Origin of the sequence: Bradyrhizobium sp. CCBAU 45389 (genome assembly GCF_028128625.1) — a bacterium.
Taxonomy (GTDB): Bacteria; Pseudomonadota; Alphaproteobacteria; order Rhizobiales; family Xanthobacteraceae; genus Bradyrhizobium; species Bradyrhizobium liaoningense_B.
Genome location: NZ_LBIY01000080.1, coordinates 62,386 through 78,827, shown reverse-complemented (window position 1 = coordinate 78,827; position 16,442 = coordinate 62,386). Strand labels below are relative to the sequence as shown.

At 65.3% G+C, this 16,442-nt stretch carries 14 protein-coding genes; 9 read left to right on the top strand and 5 right to left on the bottom strand.

Annotated features, from left to right (window positions below; all coding sequences use genetic code 11):
• Window positions 1–134: 134 nt before the first annotated feature.
• Window positions 135–1,859 (top strand): FMN-binding glutamate synthase family protein, encoded by a 1,725-nt coding sequence (locus tag XH79_RS12180; RefSeq protein ID WP_442869949.1) that lies wholly within the window; start codon window positions 135–137, stop codon window positions 1,857–1,859.
• A gap of 61 nt (window positions 1,860–1,920) precedes the next feature.
• Window positions 1,921–2,160, top strand: coding sequence for a PilZ domain-containing protein (locus tag XH79_RS12175; protein WP_271581821.1), 240 nt, complete (start codon window positions 1,921–1,923; stop codon window positions 2,158–2,160).
• Between the two features lie 109 nt (window positions 2,161–2,269).
• On the opposite strand, the gene XH79_RS12170 is transcribed toward XH79_RS12175, so the two are convergent.
• Window positions 2,270–3,565 carry a hemolysin family protein gene (locus XH79_RS12170; protein ID WP_271581820.1) on the bottom strand — a complete coding sequence of 432 codons (1,296 nt, stop codon included), beginning with the start codon at window positions 3,563–3,565 and terminating at the stop codon, window positions 2,270–2,272.
• 243 nt (window positions 3,566–3,808) lie between these two features.
• On the opposite strand from XH79_RS12170, the gene XH79_RS12165 reads away from it, so the two are divergent.
• Together XH79_RS12165 and XH79_RS12160 are read left to right on the top strand one after the other, a co-directional pair.
• Entirely contained in the window at window positions 3,809–5,884 is a 2,076-nt protein-coding gene (locus XH79_RS12165) for a methyl-accepting chemotaxis protein (protein ID WP_271581819.1), read from the top strand.
• A 117-nt stretch (window positions 5,885–6,001) separates the two neighbouring features.
• Window positions 6,002–6,733, top strand: coding sequence for a sulfite exporter TauE/SafE family protein (locus XH79_RS12160; RefSeq protein ID WP_271581818.1), 732 nt, complete (start codon window positions 6,002–6,004; stop codon window positions 6,731–6,733).
• 9 nt (window positions 6,734–6,742) lie between these two features.
• Here the strand turns inward: XH79_RS12160 and XH79_RS12155 are convergent, their stop codons facing one another.
• The 3 genes from XH79_RS12155 to XH79_RS12145 form a co-directional block, all read right to left on the bottom strand.
• On the bottom strand, window positions 6,743–8,713 hold the full coding sequence (locus tag XH79_RS12155) for a carbohydrate porin (protein WP_442869948.1): 1,971 nt from the start codon (window positions 8,711–8,713) through the stop codon (window positions 6,743–6,745).
• A gap of 399 nt (window positions 8,714–9,112) precedes the next feature.
• Window positions 9,113–9,376 carry a hypothetical protein gene (locus XH79_RS12150; RefSeq protein ID WP_026312161.1) on the bottom strand — a complete coding sequence of 88 codons (264 nt, stop codon included), beginning with the start codon at window positions 9,374–9,376 and terminating at the stop codon, window positions 9,113–9,115.
• A gap of 140 nt (window positions 9,377–9,516) precedes the next feature.
• Window positions 9,517–10,323, bottom strand: coding sequence for a creatininase family protein (locus XH79_RS12145; RefSeq protein ID WP_212345618.1), 807 nt, complete (start codon window positions 10,321–10,323; stop codon window positions 9,517–9,519).
• A gap of 153 nt (window positions 10,324–10,476) precedes the next feature.
• Here XH79_RS12145 and XH79_RS12140 point away from each other — a divergent pair, with 153 nt between their 5' ends.
• Genes XH79_RS12140 through XH79_RS12120 form a run of 5 tightly spaced genes read left to right on the top strand, consistent with a single transcriptional unit; the run spans window position 10,477 to window position 14,821 of the window.
• Window positions 10,477–11,499, top strand: coding sequence for an ABC transporter substrate-binding protein (locus XH79_RS12140; protein WP_271581816.1), 1,023 nt, complete (start codon window positions 10,477–10,479; stop codon window positions 11,497–11,499).
• Window positions 11,500–11,509: 10 nt separating this feature from the next.
• Window positions 11,510–12,325, top strand: coding sequence for an ABC transporter ATP-binding protein (locus tag XH79_RS12135; protein ID WP_271581815.1), 816 nt, complete (start codon window positions 11,510–11,512; stop codon window positions 12,323–12,325).
• Window positions 12,322–13,140 (top strand): ABC transporter permease, encoded by an 819-nt coding sequence (locus XH79_RS12130; protein WP_271581814.1) that lies wholly within the window; start codon window positions 12,322–12,324, stop codon window positions 13,138–13,140. Before XH79_RS12135 ends, XH79_RS12130 begins: the two co-directional genes overlap by 4 nt.
• Window positions 13,140–14,129: a 2-hydroxyacid dehydrogenase gene (locus XH79_RS12125; RefSeq protein ID WP_271581813.1), complete on the top strand. Its 990-nt coding sequence runs from the start codon at window positions 13,140–13,142 to the stop codon at window positions 14,127–14,129. Before XH79_RS12130 ends, XH79_RS12125 begins: the two co-directional genes overlap by 1 nt.
• On the top strand, window positions 14,129–14,821 hold the full coding sequence (locus tag XH79_RS12120; RefSeq protein WP_271581812.1) for an AprI/Inh family metalloprotease inhibitor: 693 nt from the start codon (window positions 14,129–14,131) through the stop codon (window positions 14,819–14,821). The genes XH79_RS12125 and XH79_RS12120 overlap by 1 nt, the downstream gene beginning before the upstream one ends.
• 70 nt (window positions 14,822–14,891) lie before the next feature.
• Here XH79_RS12120 and XH79_RS12115 read toward each other — a convergent pair whose 3' ends face one another.
• On the bottom strand, window positions 14,892–16,283 hold the full coding sequence (locus XH79_RS12115) for a peptidoglycan-binding protein (RefSeq protein ID WP_212345600.1): 1,392 nt from the start codon (window positions 16,281–16,283) through the stop codon (window positions 14,892–14,894).
• Between the last annotated feature and the right edge of the window lie 159 nt (window positions 16,284–16,442).

Below are 16,442 nucleotides of genomic sequence, written 5' to 3'. Positions count from 1 at the left end.
CTGCGAAAGCCCCAACCTCTCGGCGGATTGATCTGCCGCGGCCGATTTCGCTAGCCTGAAACAAGGGCCGCGTCATATCCGTATGACAGGGGCGGGCGTATCGTACCGCCTCATGCCGGCGAGAGGATGGGATCGTGGCCGACGACAGCAAAAAGCAGGAATCGCCGAAGCGTTTGGCACTGGCGGAGGAGGGGCTCATGGAGACCCTGCTGCTGCCGTTCTCGCCGCGCTTCATCGTGCTGACGATCTGCGCGGTCGTCATGGCGCTCCTGATCGGCATCGGCATCTCCGACCGCAAGATCTCGGACATCCTGCTGATCCCGATCCTGATCTTTGGCGCCCTGACGCTGCTCGGCGTCCGCGACCTCTTGCAGAAGAGCCATGCGGTGCTGCGCAACTATCCGATCTCGGCGCATATCCGCTTTCTGCTCGAAGAGATCCGCCCCGAGATGCGGCAGTATTTCTTCGAGAGCGAGAAGGACGGCATGCCGTTCTCGCGCGACACCCGTTCTCTGGTCTACCAGCGCGCGAAGATGGAGCTCGACAAGCGTCCGTTCGGCACCCAGGAGGACGTCTACCGCGAGGGCTATGAGTGGATGCATCACTCGGTCTCGCCGAAGGCGCATGCCGAGGAGAAATTCCGCATCACCATCGGTGGGCCCGACTGCAAGAAGCCCTATTCGGCCTCGGTGTTCAACATCTCCGCGATGAGCTTTGGCGCGCTGAGCCCGAACGCGGTCCGGGCGCTGAATGCCGGCGCCAGGAAGGGTAGCTTCGCGCACGACACCGGCGAGGGCGGCTTCAGCCCCTATCACGCAGAGATGGGCGGCGACATCATCTGGGAGATCGGCTCCGGCTATTTCGGCTGCCGCCATCTCGACGGCTCCTTCGACCCCGAAGCGTTCGCGCGCGTCGCCGGCCAGGACCAGATCAAGATGGTCGAGCTCAAGATCAGCCAGGGCGCCAAGCCCGGCCATGGCGGCGTGCTGCCGGCGGCGAAGGTCTCGGAGGAGATTTCAAAAATCCGCGGCGTCGCCATGGGGGAGGACTGCATCTCGCCGGCCTCGCACCGGGCGTTCTCGACGCCTGTTGGCATGATGCAGTTCATCGCGGAGATGCGGCGCCTGTCCGGCGGCAAGCCGGCCGGCTTCAAGCTCTGCATCGGCCATCCCTGGGAGTTCTTGGCGATCTGCAAGGCGATGCTGGAAACCGGCATCTACCCTGATTTCATCGTCGTCGACGGTAATGAAGGCGGCACCGGCGCGGCGCCGCTGGAGTTCATGGACCATCTGGGCATGCCAATGCGCGAGGGCGTCAATTTCGTCCACAACGCGCTGGTCGGCATCAATGCGCGCGACCGCATCAAGGTCGGCGCCTCCGGCAAGATCGCCACCGCCTTCGACATGGCGCGCGCGATGGCGATCGGCGCCGATTGGTGCAATTCGGCGCGCGGCTTCATGTTCTCGCTCGGCTGCATCCAGTCGCTGAGCTGCCACACCGACCGCTGCCCGACCGGCGTGGCGACGCAGGATCCGACCCGGGCCCGCGCGCTCTACGTGCCGCTCAAGATCGACCGCGTGCACAATTATCACCATGCCACGCTGCACTCGCTGACCGAGCTGATCGCCGCGGCCGGCCTCGAGCATCCGCAGGAACTGCGCCCGATCCATTTCAACCAGCGGACGTCGACGACCCAGGTGAAGTCGTTCGCGCAGCTCTATCCGGCGCTGCGCCCGGGCGAACTGCTCGAAGGCACGGAAGACCCGCGGTTTCGCGACGCCTGGCAGATGGCGCGGGCGGAGACGTTCCAGCCGGCGCTGTCCGCTCCGCCCGCGGCCACGTTGGGCCCGATCGTGTAAATTCACCGCGAGCGAGGCTGGCAATCGGCATTTGGTTCAACTTTGGGTGTAAATTCACCCTATGGACGAGCGGCGCGACAAAGCCAGGCATCGGGTGCTGAAGGCCGGAACGATCGAGTTCGGCGGCGGCGCGATCGACTGCACCGTCCGCAATTTCTCGGACACCGGCGCGGCGCTCGACGTCACCAGCCCGGTCGGCATTCCCGAACACTTCACCCTGTTCATCCAGGCCGACGGAACGCATCTGTCCTGCACCGTGGTCTGGCGCAAGGAAAAGCGGATCGGGGTGAGGTTCGGCTAGGGGACGTGAGCGGGGGCAAGCTCGCGCCCAAAACTCCGCCGTCGTCCCGGCCTAGTGCGCAATTGCGCACTAGGCCGGGACGACACGTGGAGAGTTTAGCGCCTGCCCCTCACGCCGCCGCCTGCTCACCTCTTCGGCTTGCCAGGATCTTGTCGATCCGCCTGCCGTCGAGATCGACCACCTCGATATGCCAGCCGCCGAGGTCGAAGGCGTCGCCGACATTGGGCAGCACGTTGAATTGCTGCAGCACGAGGCCCGCCACCGTGTTGAAGCGATGCGGCGGCAGCTCGATGCCGAGCAGCTCGCCGAATTCGTCGACCGGCATCCAGCCGGCGACCAGCAGCGATTCATCCGCGCGCTTGACGTAAGCCGGCTCCGGCGGACCCTCCTCGGAATGGAACGCGCCGACGATCGATTCCAGGATGTCGGCCGCGGTGACCACGCCTTCGAAGGCGCCGTACTCGTCGTAGACGAAGCCGACATGAACCGGAGCCGCCTTCAGGATCGTGAGCACATCGCGGGCATCCGCCGATGCGGGAATGCTCGGCGCTTCGCGGACCAGCGCCCGCAGGTCGGGCGCGCGTTCGTTCATGTACGCGACCAGCAGGTCCTTGGCCTGGAGCACGCCGATCGGCTTGTCGCGATCGCCGTCGGAGGCCGGAAAGCGCGAATGCGGGCTCTTCGCGATGATCTCCTGAATGGTTTCAGCCGTGTCGTTCAAATCGATCTCGTCGACTTCCGTGCGCGGCGTCATGACGGCGCCGACCGGCCGGTCGCCGAGCCGCATCACGCCGGCAATCATCTCCTTCTCGCCGGGCTCGAGCACGCCGGCGCTTTCGGCCTCGCTGACGAGGTGATGGATCTCGTCCTCCGAGACCTTCTCCTCGGCCTTGCCGCCGCGGCCGAGCAGCGTGAGGATCAGTTTGCCGGAGAGGTCGAGCAGGAAGACGAGCGGCAGCGATATCTTCGCCAGCAGGTGCATCGCGGGCGCGACCCTGACCGCGATGCTTTCGGGGTCGCGCAGCGCCACCTGTTTCGGCACCAGTTCGCCGACGATCAGCGTCGCGTAGGTGATGAGGGTGACGACGAGGCCGACGCCGACGATGTCGGCGATGCCGGAGGACAGGCCGAGCTCGATCAGCCATTGCGTCAGCCGCTGCCCGAGCGTCGCGCCGGAGAAGGCGCCCGAGAGCACGCCGACCAGCGTGATGCCGATCTGCACCGTCGAGAGGAATTTTCCGGGATCGGCCGCCAGCGTCAGCGCGCGCTCGGCGCCGCGCACGCCCTTGGCGGCGAGCAGCGACAAGCGGGCCGGCCGCGACGAGACCACGGCCAGCTCCGACATGGACAAGAGGCCGTTGATGACGATCAGGATGACGACGATGACGAGTTCGACCGAGAGCATTGACGTTCCGAGGTAAGCAAGTATGGCAGGCGGCTGCCGGCACACGCATTGATATAGGTATTCGGTGCGGAAATGCTGGCAATTCTGTCGCATCCCTCGCCGCGAGGGAACCGCGTGGCCGAGCGCGTTCCGCACGGTCTGCGACGGCATGAGACCCGCGGAACTACGGGCACGTGCTTAACGGGGTCTTAGTGGCCGCCGGCTAGGTTCTCCGCATTTGTAAATGCATTTGGGGGACCGGGGATGCGGATTGGGAAGCTTTTCGCGCTGTCGATGCTGACGGTGACGGTTTTTGCAGTCATCCTCGGCGCCGAGGTGCTGATACCCCAGACGCGCATCTTCACGAACCGTTCCGACGCGATCAAGACGGTCGACGCTTTTGGTGCGACCCTGATGGTCAGCCAGCAGGTCGCCGGCCTCCGCGCACCCTACATTGGACCGATCTTCCAGGAAGGTGCTGCCACGCAGGCCCAGATCGACGCTGCCGCCAAGGCTGCAAAGGCGGCCGATGCGGCATTCGAGAAGGCAAGACCCACTTTCCTGGCGCTGGGTGACGCCGGACCGATGATCGAAAAGCTCGACCGTGCCGCGCGGCGGCTCAAGGAGGTCACCACGGCCGCAGATCGCGCGATGAGCGTCCCCCTGGCGCAGCGCGACAGTGGTGTGATCAAGGGCTTCCTGCCCGGCGTTGCCGAGGTCATCGGCAACATCGAGCCGATCATGAATCAGCTCGAAGGGCAGGTCGTCAACGCCGATTCCTCACTTGCGGCGTTACTGAGCCTGGCGCGGACGGCGCAGGATCTCCGTGTCTCTGCCGGCAGCCGCGCCGCCACGCTGTCGCCGGCACTGAGCGCACGCCGGCCGCTGACGGCCGCCGAGATAACGCTGATGGATCGCATGCAGGGGCGTGTCGAGGCCGATCGCGAACGCATCGAGGCCGGCATCGATCAGCTTGGGAGCCCGCCCCGCATCGCCGCGGCGCAGAAGGCGGCGAGCGAATCCTATTTTGGAAAAGCAGCGGCCGTCGTGGACAAGGAGATGCCCGCGGCGAGGGGCGACGGCAAGTACGGCGTCAACGCCGAAGAGCTCGCCAATGCCATCGTGCCGGCGATCCAGATGTTCTACGGCGTGCGCGACGCTGCGCTCGCGGAAGCGGGCGAGCGCGCCTCGGCCTCGCGTGATGGCGCGCTGGCGATGCTCGCGCTCGCGGGCGTTGCGGTCCTGGTGCTGCTCGGCACGCTCGCCGGCGTCACCATGATGCTGCGCAGCCGCGTGGTGACGCCGCTCAGCCGGCTCGCCGACGTGATCGGGACGCTCGCCGCCGGTCGGCATGACGTCGAGATTCCGGCGACGGGCCGCAATGACGAGATCGGCCAGGTCGCGGGCTCGCTCCAGCATTTCAAGGATTCGCTTCTCGCCCAGAAGGCCGCCGACGAGGCGGCCGCGATCGAAGCCGAGGCGAAGCTCAAGCGCAGCCAGCGCATGGACCAGATCGCGCGCGATTTCGAGGCCATGATCGGCGACGTCATCAGCACCGTCGCGTCGGCATCCTCGGAGCTGGAGGTCTCGGCGGGAACGCTGACGAGCACGGCCGAACAGTCCGAGCAGGTCACCGCGACCGTCGCAGCCGCGTCCGAACAGGCCTCCACCAACGTGCAGACCGTTGCCGCGGCGGCAGAGGAAATGGCCTCGTCGGTCGACGAGATCAGCCGGCAGGTCCAGGACTCCGCGCGCGTCGCCGGCGAAGCCGTGCAGCAGGCCGAGCGGACCAACGATCATGTCGGCGAGCTCGCCAAGGCCGCCGGGCGGATCGGCGACGTCGTCGAGCTCATCAGCCAGATCGCTGGCCAGACCAACCTCCTGGCGCTGAACGCCACCATCGAGGCGGCGCGCGCCGGCGAGGCCGGACGCGGCTTCGCAGTCGTCGCCTCCGAGGTCAAGGCGCTGGCCGAGCAGACCGCCAAGGCCACCGGCGAGATCAGTCAGCAGATCGCAGGTATCCAGGCCGCCACCGAGGATTCCGTCGGCGCCATCAAGGCGATCGGCGACACCATCACCCGCATGTCCGAGATCGCATCCGCGATCGCCTCGGCGGTCGAGGAGCAGGGCGCGGCGACGCGCGAGATTTCCCGCAACGTGCAGCAGGCGTCGCGCGGCACCCAGCAGGTCTCCGCCAGCATCGTCGACGTGCAGCACGGCGCGAGCCAGACCGGATCGGCCTCCGCCAACGTCCTCGCCGCCGCCAGATCGCTGTCCGGCGAGAGCACCCGCCTCAAGACCGAGGTCGGAAAATTCCTGAACGCGATCCGGGCGGCGTAACAAAGGTCATTGTGCCAGGAAGAGGCTTCACCTAGACTTGCAATCCGGGGATGTCGCAGCCTCCCCGTGAAGTGGTGATCCCACGCAAGCGCTGCTCGCTGTCCTATGGAGCGAGCAATGGACGGGATCGCAATCGAGCTTCCGCTTTTTCTGTTGGCCACCTTCGCCGGCGCATTCGTCGCCGGCCTCTCCGGCTTCGCCTTCGGCCTCGTCGCGGCGTCGCTGTGGCTTTACGTGCTGACGCCGCTTCAGAGCGCCAGCCTGATCGTCGGCTTCGGCCTTCTCGTGCAGGGCTATTCGGTCTGGAAGCTGCGCGCTGCGCTCGACTGGCGCCGGCTGTGGCCTTTCATCGTCGGTGCCGTCATCGGTGTGCCGGCCGGGGTGTCGCTTCTGACCTGGGCCGATCCGAAGAGTGTCCGCATTGCGGTCGGTGCGATCCTGATTGCCTACAGCCTCTATGCATTCTTCCGGCCGCAGCTCAAGCTCGCCACCTCCGCGCCGCCGGCCGCCGACATGACGGTTGGCTTCGTCAACGGCCTGCTCGGCGGGCTGACCGGCCTTGCCGGCATCGTCGTTACCATCTGGTGCAATCTGCGCGGCCTGCCCAAGGACGCGCAGCGTGCCACGTTCCAGCCGGTTGCCGTCGTGGTGTTCGCCATGGCGGCGTTCTGGCTCGGCGCCAAGGGATCGCTCACGCTCGACACGGCGAAACTGTTCGCGCTCGGCCTGCCGTTCCTGTTTGCCGGCACTTGGCTCGGGCTGAAACTGTTCGGCCGGATCGACGAGGCCGCGTTCCGCAAGATCGTGCTGGCCCTGCTGTTCGTCTCGGGTGTCGCGCTCCTGTTCTGAGCCGCGGGCTCAGAACTCGCCGTGCAGCCGCCCCGAGAATACCGACACCGGCCCGCGGTCCGCGTTGTAGGCGGGATTGACGATGAGCTGGTAGTCGGCGGTGAGCGTGACGTTCTTGTTCAGCGCATAGGCGTAATAGGTTTCGAGGATGCGCTCCTTGCGATAGTTGAGCGCGCCGTCGCCGACGAGAACGCCGAGGCCGCCGGCGGCGAGGAAGTCGCGATAGTCCTGCGAGATCGCATTGATGGCGCCGCCGATGCCGACGACGTCGTCGGGCCGGCCCCATTTCGTGCCCTTGATCGACAGTCCGCCGGACAGGCTGCGGTTGATGTCGGTGAACGCCAGCGTTTCGCTCTTGCCGTCGTTCCAGCTCCAGCGGCCGAACAGACCGAGATCCTCGGTGATCGCCTGTTCGAGGTTGACGACATAGCCGACCTTGAGGCGGCCGCGCCGGGTCTGCGCGATGTCGAGATTGAGCGCGGGATTGTCCAGCGTCTCGCGGAACCTGCCCATATTGGCGCTGTCGACCCAGCCCATGGTCCTGAGCTTGCCCGCCTGGCCGAACAGGGAATAGCGCGTCTCGAGCTCGAGCACGTACTGGCCGCGCTCGCCGACCCTCGTGTCGAAATGATTTGAATTTGGTTCCGCGACCATCAGGAAATAGCCGCCGCGCAGGGCCCATTGCTTCTGGTTGAGCTCGGCCGTCACGCCATAGGTGAGGCCGACCTTGTCGGCGGAATAGTCGAAGGCGCCCGGCGCCCAGATCGACCAGTTCATGAAGTCCTTGCGGGTGTCCTTGGCATAGGCGTTGCCGTCGAACACGTCGACCACCGCGAACTTGCCGGCCTGCACGGTGAGACGGGACACGTCGACCTTCTGGCCGAGCTGCAACTGGCCGCTCGCGAGCTCTTCCTGCTCGCCGCCGAAGCCGAAGGTCTGGCGCACGAACAGGCGCGAGGTGTTGTAGTGCGGATAGGGGAAGTTCGACTTCTGCGCCTCGCCGTTGGGGAAGCCGGCCGCACCGACCGTGTCGTTCAATCCAAAGCCCTGGAGCAGCTCGGGATTGTAATAGACCTCGCCGCCGTCCCACAGCCGCGCGTTCAGGAACAGGCTGTTGCTCCAGGTCGCCTTGGCCTGCCGCGACGGCGAGAGCGAGTTCGGTCCGCTGTAGAGGGCGGGGAACGACGGATAGCCTTGCGGCAGATAGGTGCTCTGACCGTGAATCTCCCAGCGATCCGATTCCGTGTCGATCAGCGAGCTGTTCGGGTTGTAGCCTGGCATGCCCGGCCAATCGACCTTGCGGTTGAGGCCGAGCCTGATCGTCTGGAAGTCGAGCGCGGACGAGGTGTATTGCGCGCCCGTGGAAAATGCGACGTTGGCGCTATCGAAGCGGCTGTAGAGATATTCGAGCCGCGCGCTCCAATGCGGTGCGAAGCCATATTCGATGCCCGCACCCGCAATCCAGCCGGGCCGCGTGTTCAGGATCTTCGGGACTTCTTCGCCCGAGGCCGGCGTGTTGAAATAACGCTCGCCCATCCATGCAAAGCCGCCGGTGGCATAGAAGAGCCACGGACCGCTGGTGTAGCCGACGCGCCCGCGCAGGCTCGCGGTGTAGTCCCATTGCTGCGTGACGGTGTTGGCCGGCGTTGTCAGGAACGAGACGATCGAATTTGAGGTGATGTAGTTGGGAAACGAGAAATCGCCTTCGACGCCGACCAGCCAGCCGGAGTTGAGCCGGTAATTGTAGCCCGCCTGCACGCCGCCGATCATGCCGCTGAAGACGCCGCTGTCATTGATGGCCGTGCCGTCGTTCAGTGCGAAGTGCGACGAGCCGCGGCTGTAGCCGGCATGCGCACCGATATAGAGGCCGGTCCAGTCATAAACGGCTTTCAGCGCCGGGGCCTTCAGCGGCAGATCGGCCGCGCGGCTGGCGGTGGGAAGAATCATCACGCCCGAGGCAATTGCCGCGGCCGTTCGCAAATACCTGTAACGGTGACCTCTCAACGTCAAAACGAAACGCCCCCAAACGCGAATGTGTCCCACTCGCCGCGATATCCCTGCCGATTCGCGGTCACTCTGTCATCAGGCCTCGGTTGCCGACGCAATCGGCCGAGATGATCTCGATTCGACGCGACTTCGTCCCAAGCCCCTGGACCTGTTGCGAACCTTATTGCGATTAATTCGCAATAGCAACTGGCGCGCGTTGCCGCAGAAGATGGTTCGCACCGCTGTGTGACGGGGCTGCAACAATGTCCCGTCCCCAAAACAGATGACCCGCCCGGGGGGACAGCCGGGCGGGTCGGGGGCACGACACGGGGTGGATGAGGCGCCCGTGTCGGACGCAGGATCCACGTGGGAGATCGGCCTCAGGTACTCAGATCAGTAGCAGGTACGAACGCGGCCGACGTACTGGCCGAAGGCGTTGTACTGGGCGACCCAGCCGCAGCGGTGATAGCCGTAGTAATAGGGATCGTTGCTGGCGGCGATCGCGGAGCCGACGACGGCGGCGGTAGCGATGCCGGCGCCGACACCCCAGACCCAGCCGGGCTGCTTGGCTTCGGCCGCGGTGGTGGTGGACGCGATGCTGCCGGTGACGGCGAGGGCAGCGAGAGCTGCGGCGGCAATCTTGGTCTTGATCGACATGTGAAACTCCATCCGGTGTTGAGGCGGTCCGTTGTGGCCCGCGTGCCCAGTTGGACGGAGGGATGCCGTGTCAGGTTCGAAAGCCCACCTGGCGCTCCCGGAAGGCGGTCATTTCCCGAATAGTTTCAGTTGGATGCGGGTTAGCCGAGGGGGCCTTTGGCGAGCCTGTTCACGTCGAAGTTATCGACCTCACCCAGCAGCTCGCAAAAGGCGCGCGCGCCCTGATCGATCAGCTGCTCGCCTTTCCCGGCGACGGCCAACGTCGCATCGCCGACCGCGCCGCTGGCGTTGAGATCCTGCGCCTGCCAGGCGAACGGCGCGGGGCGCTGCGTCGACAGCCAGCGATACTGCTTCTCCAGCGCGATGCTGCTCGCCGGAAAATCCGCGATCGCATCTTTCCGCACCTGATCGGGATAGCGCGCCAGCATGATCGAGGTCTCGACCGCGCCGCCATGAATGCCGTGGCGCACTTCTTCGGCCGGGAACAGTTTGTCCGCCCCCGATAGCCGCGACCACGACGTCGTGACCACGAAGAGCTTGTGATGCGCGCGAAGGTCCTGCGCAACCAGCATCATGGCCGCGCTGTTGCCGCCATGGCTGGTGATGATGACGAGCTTCCTCACGCCGCGACGCGCGATGTCCTCGCCGATTCCCGTCCACCTCTTCAGCGCCGCGTCAGTCGGCAGCGTCTGCGTGCCCGGATAGTCGATATGCTCGGTGGAAATGCCGACCGGTTCGACGGGAAGAAAGCTGGCCGGAACATTTGCGGACAGGAGCTCGCGCACGCGCGCGAGATAGGCGTCCGCGATCAGCACGTCCGTCTCGAGCGGCAAATGCGGGCCATGCTGCTCGGTCGCTGCCAGCGGCAGCACCGCGATCCAACGCGACACATCTGCAGGGCCGGCATGAGCCCAGTTGATGTCGATCCAGTCACGGGGCGGCGTCATCAAGGTTTCTTTGCCCGAATTTGTCACGTAATTTGGGGTATGAGGGGACGCGGGCCCGACTGGCTCGCGTCCCCGAACTTCATGCGGTTCTATCGCGTTGCCTTCACTTGAGCCAGATGCGATTGGGCCAGCCACGATCGACGGAGTGCCATCATGACCCCCTCTCATCTGCGGCGAGCGTTAACGGCAGGCCTGATGGCCGCTTTGGTCTCGGTCCTGCCGGCGCGCGCCGAGACGCTCGACAAGGTCACCTTCGGCACCAACTGGGTCGCCGAGGCCGAGCACGGCGGCTTCTTCCAGGCGGTGGCCGACGGCACCTACAAGAAGTACGGGCTGGACGTCACCATCGTCCCCGGCGGTCCCAACGAGAACAACCGGATGTTGCTGATCGCCGGCAAGATCGATTTCTTCATGGCCGCGAACACGCTGATGTCGTTCGATGCGGTCGCGAACAACGTCCCCGTCGTCACCATCGCCGCCGTGTTCCAGAAGGATCCGCAGGTGATGCTGACGCAGCCCGATGCCAAGGTCGCCAAGATCGAGGACCTCAAGCCGCTGACGCTGTTCGTCTCCAAGGAGGGCATGACCAGCTACTTCCAGTGGCTGAAGTCCGAATATGGTTTCAACGAGAAGAACGTCCGGCCCTACAATTTCAATCCGCAGCCCTTCATCGCCAATCCCAAGAGCGCGATGCAGGGCTATGTCACCTCCGAGCCCTTCGCGGTCGAGAAGGCCGCCGGCTTCAAGCCCAACGTGCTGCTGCTCGCCGATTACGGCTTCAACACCTATTCGACCTTGATCGAGACCCGCCGCGACATCGTCGAGAAGAAGCCGGACCTCGTGCAGCGCTTCGTCGATGCCTCCATGATCGGCTGGTACAATTACATCTACCGCGACAATTCTGCCGGAAACGCCCTGATCAAGCAGCTCAACCCGGAGATGACCGACGATCTGCTCGCCTATTCCGTCGCCAAGATGAAGGAACACGGCATCGTCGATTCCGGCGACAGCTTGAAGAACGGCATCGGCGCGATGAGCGACGAGCGCTACACCTCGTTCTTCAACAAGATGGTGAAGGCGGGTGTGGTGAAGGCCGATCTCGATTTCCGCAAGTCCTACACGCTGCGCTTCGTCAACAAGGGCGTCGGTGTCGAGCTGCGCCCGAGCAAGCAATAACGCGCGGTCGATGTCCGCTGCCCAAACCTCGTCCGCCGTCGAGGCCAGCCTGACCGCTCTCGCCGTCAGCCTGCGCGGCGTGACCAAGGCTTACGACAACGGCGTCATGGCGCTCGGCCCGCTCGATCTTGCCGTGCGCAAGGGCGAGTTCATCTCGCTGCTCGGCCCGTCCGGCTGCGGCAAGTCGACGGCGCTGCGGCTGATCGCCGGGCTCAGCGCGCCGTCATCGGGCACCGTGCGGGTGGCGCGCCACGAAGGCCCCGCGCAGCCGGGTCACGGCATCGGCTTCGTGTTCCAGGAGCCGACCCTGATGCCCTGGACCAGCGTGCGCGAGAACGTGCGATTGCCGCTGAGGCTTGGCGGGGTTCCGAAGGCGGAAGGACGCGCGCGAGCCAATGAGGCGCTGGCCAGCGTCGGGCTCGCCGATTTCGCCGACGCATTCCCACGCGAGCTCTCCGGCGGCATGAAGATGCGGGTGTCGCTGGCGCGCGCACTCGTCACCGACCCCGACATCCTCCTGATGGATGAGCCGTTCGCAGCGCTCGACGAGATCACGCGCTTCCGCCTCAACAACGATCTGCTCGCGCTCTGGCGCAGCCTTGGCAAGACCGTCATCTTCGTCACACATTCGGTGTTCGAATCCGTCTATCTGTCGCAGCGAGTCGTGGTCATGACGGCGCGGCCGGGCTGCATCCAGGCCGATATCCGCATCGAGACGGTCGAGCCGCGCGGTGAGGAGTTTCGCACCTCCGCCGCCTATTCCGATTATTGCCGGCGTGTGTCCGCCGCGCTGGCGCCGTCTTATTCGGGGCAGTCGACGTTATGAACGCGCAAGCCCCCGCCATCGCGAAGCCGTCCGGTGCGCAGCGCGCGATGCGCTTCGTGCTGCCCGTCGTCGTCTTCGCGGCAGGCCTGCTCGCCTGGGAACTCGTGGTCCGTATCAAGGACGTCCCGCCTTACGTGCTGCCGGCGCCGTCGATCATCGTCCTGACACTGATCAAGGATTGGGCGGTGCTGTCACAATCGCTCGCGACCACGCTTCTGACGACGCTCGAAGGTTTTGTCGCCGCCAGTATCGGCGGCATCGCGCTGGCGCTGCTGTTCAACCAGTCGAAATGGGTGGAATATTCGCTGTTCCCCTATGCAATCGTGCTCCAGGTGACGCCTGTCATCGCGATTGCGCCGCTGCTCCTGATCTATCTGGAGCAGCAGACCGCGGTCGTCGTCTGCGCCTTCATCGTCGCCTTTTTCCCGGTGCTGTCGAACACCACGCTGGGGCTGAACTCGGTCGACCGCAACCTCGCCGGCCTGTTCCAGCTCTATGGCGCATCAAAGCCACAAACCCTGCGTTTCCTGAAGCTGCCGGCGGCGCTGCCCTATATCCTCGGCGGATTGCGTATCGCCGGCGGCCTGTCGCTGATCGGCGCTGTGGTGGCCGAAATCGCGGCCGGAACGGCCGGCGCGGGCTCCGGGCTCGCCTACAGGATCGCCGAGTCGGGCTACCGCTTGAACATACCCCGCATGTTCGCGGCGCTGCTTTTGTTGTCGCTGGCCGGGATTGTCATCTATGGGGTGCTGGCGCTAGTTTCCCACCTCGTTTTACGGCGCTGGCACGAAAGCGCGCTTGGAAAGGAAAGCTGATGTCTACCGGTTCGATTTCGTCCGAAAAGATCGATCTTTTGATTTATGGACCGGTGCGGCCGATCCTCGAAAGCGGGTTTTCCGATCATTTCGTCGTGCACAAGGCCGAGACGCGCGGTGACCTCGAGCGCCTGACCCCGGCGATCCGCGAAAAGATCCGTGGCGTGGCGGTGACCTATCACACGGTCCGCGCCGACAAGGATTCGCTGTCGCAACTGCCCAAGATCGAGATGGTGGCGAGCTTCGGCGTCGGCTACGACCACATCGACGCCAAATACGCGGCCGAGCACAACATCATCGTCACCAACACGCCCGACGTGCTGACCGAGGAGGTCGCCGACGTCGCGATGGGCCTGCTGATCTCCACCTTGCGCGAGTTCATCAAGGCCGACCGCTATGTGCGCTCCGGGCTCTGGCAGACGCAGAACTATCCGCTCAGCGTCGGCTCGCTGCGCGACCGCAAGGTCGGCATCGTCGGCATGGGCCGGATCGGCCAGGCCATCGCGCGCCGGCTCGATGCCTCGCTGGTGCCGGTGGTCTATCATTCGCGCAATCCGTCCAAGGACGTCGCCTACAAGCACTATCCTGATTTGATCGAGATGGCGAAGGCGGTGGACACCTTGATGGTGATCGTGCCCGGCGGCGCCTCGACCAACAAGATGATCAATGCCGAGGTGCTCAAGGCGCTCGGCCCGCGCGGCGTGCTGGTCAACGTCGCGCGCGGCTCCGTGGTCGACGAGCCGGCGCTGATCCAGGCGCTGAAATCGGGCACCATCCTCGCCGCCGGCCTCGACGTGTTCGCGGCCGAGCCGACCGTGCCGGACGAGCTCAAGTCCATGCAGAATGTCGTGCTGCTGCCGCATATCGGCTCGGCCTCGGTGGTGACGCGCAACGCCATGGACCAGCTCGTCGTCGACAATCTCAAGTCCTGGTTTGCCGGCAAGGCGCCGCTGACGCCGGTTGCGGAAACGCCGTTCAAGGGGCGCTGATGACCGTTCTCCGGGCTCTCGCATTCGCCATCGCGGCATGTCTTGCCGCGATGGGCCCCGCGTTGGCGCAGGATGCGACGAGCCTGAAGAAATCGATGCCCGGGCAGTGGGAGCTTTCGACCACCGAGCGCAGCAAGACCTGCGTCGTCACGCTCAAGGCCGATGCCGCAGGCCATGGCTTCAAGCTCGAGCTTGAGCCGGCCTGCAAGACCGCGCTGCCCTTCACCAAGGACATCGTCGCCTGGAGCGTGAAGGGCCTCGACATCGTCCGCTTGCAGGATACGACCGGTGAAGCCGTGATCGACTTCACCGAGGTCGAGGCCGGCATCTTCGAGGGCCTGCGCCAGGGCGAGGGCGTCTACATCCTGCAGGACCTCGCCGCCGCGCGCTCGATGGCCAAGTCGATGGACCAGATGATCGGCGACTGGTCGATGGTGCGCGGCAACGGCCAGCCGGTCTGCGGGCTGACGCTGACCAACACGGAAGCGGGCCAGGACAATTTCCAGGTCTTCCTCAAGCCGAGATGTGACCCGGCCATTGCGCAGTTCAACCCGACGCAATGGCGGCTCGAGCGCGGCCAGATCATCCTGATGTCGAAGTCAGGCGATGTCTGGCAGTTCGAGGCCGACGACAACGCGCAGTGGCGGCGCGTCCCCGACACCGCCGATCCCCTGATCATGCTGCGTCAGTAGGCGTCGCCCGCGAAATGCGACCTCATCCTGAGGACCCGCCGCAGGCGGGCGTCTCGAAGGATGGCCGCGGCTACGTCGTCACCTTCGGCGGCGGTGCGGTGCCTTGCGCCCATTTCTCCAGCTTGCCGAGCACGCCCCAGACGGTGAGCGCGAGCGAGATCGGCATCGCGAACTGACCGAGGCCCGGCACCGCCGAGACGATCGTGCCGAGCAGCCCGGCAAGACCTCCCGCATTGGGGCTCGCCGTCACCGAGGAGAGGAGTGCGGTGATGAGCGAGCCGCCGATGCCGAGCGCGGTCTTCTTGCCGTCGAGCAGCTTGCCGATGGTCTCGCCCATCGCGCCGTTGACCTGGCCGAGCACGGGCTTGCCGTTCTTGTTGAGCAGCGTGCTGAGCAGGTCGACGACCTGCTTCAATTGATCGACGGGGGCGGGGTTGGTCGGGGCCACCGGTCCTGGCATGGGCGTCGTCTTGTTGACGAGGGAGAACAGCCGTTCGAACAGGTTGATCGGATCGTTGGTGGCGGGCAGCGTATTGCCCGATGTCGTCGGTCCCGGAATCGTTCCGCCGCCGGCTGACGGTCGCAGCACCTGCGCGAGGTCTTCCAGCCGCTTCAGGACCTGGGACAGGTCGCCGCTCTGCATGACCCCTCCGGGCTGTGTCGCGCGCGTGATGGCGGCGACCGTGGCGCCGTCGAGGAGGCCGGTATCCCTGAGGCCGTTCTGCTGTTGAAACTGCGAGACCGCGGCCCTGGTCTTCGGGCCGCTGATGCCGTCCTCGGCAAGCGGCGGATTGGCGCCGAGCCTGTTGAGCGCCTGCTGCATCAGGACGACCGTCGAGGCCGCATCGTCCTCCGGCTCGATGCGGGCTGCGAATTGCGGGCTGCCGTCGAGCGTGATCGAGGAATCCAGCGACTGCATCGCATGCAGGATCACGGCGGTGCCGAGCTGGGAATCGAGGTGGTTCGGGTCGAACACGTGATCGCGGACGAATTTGCCGGCCCTCGCCTCGGGCGGGCCGTACAGGTTCGAGCCGCCGTAGAGATAGGGCGAGTTCACGCCCTTGGCGTGGTAGCCGAAGCCGTTGAACGCCTCGAGCCGGAACAGCATCCGCGCGATGCTCCAGTCCTGCGCGCCGACGAAATTCTCGATTCTGAACGCGTCCACGGCGCCGTCCACGAAAGTGGCGAACGGGCCGCGCCCCTTCGGCACGAGGGTCGTCGTGCGATGGAGCGACTCGCCGTTGCCGAGATAGGTGTCGAAATCGAAATTGGATTCGCGATAGTGGCAGAGCGCCGTGAAATACCAGGGAACGCCGGTCAGCCGCTCGATCTGCTGATAGGTCGCCTTGCCGTTGATGGCCTTGCGTGCGACCGCAGTCGCGTCGGCGTGGCGCCCGGGCCGGATCTCGAGACCGGCCCAATTCCGTTCGTATTCACTCCTCAAACTCTCGAAGGACACCATTTTCCGCTCCAGCAAATTGATGAAATATCGAATCTCCGCACAACTCAAAATGAACCGGTCGCCATGATCGGCGCGCGACTTCAGCGTTATCTCCGCGAGTCTGGCAGGTCGCCGGCTCTGCGCATGTGAAATGGCTTACAGCTCTTGCGGGAAAATTGG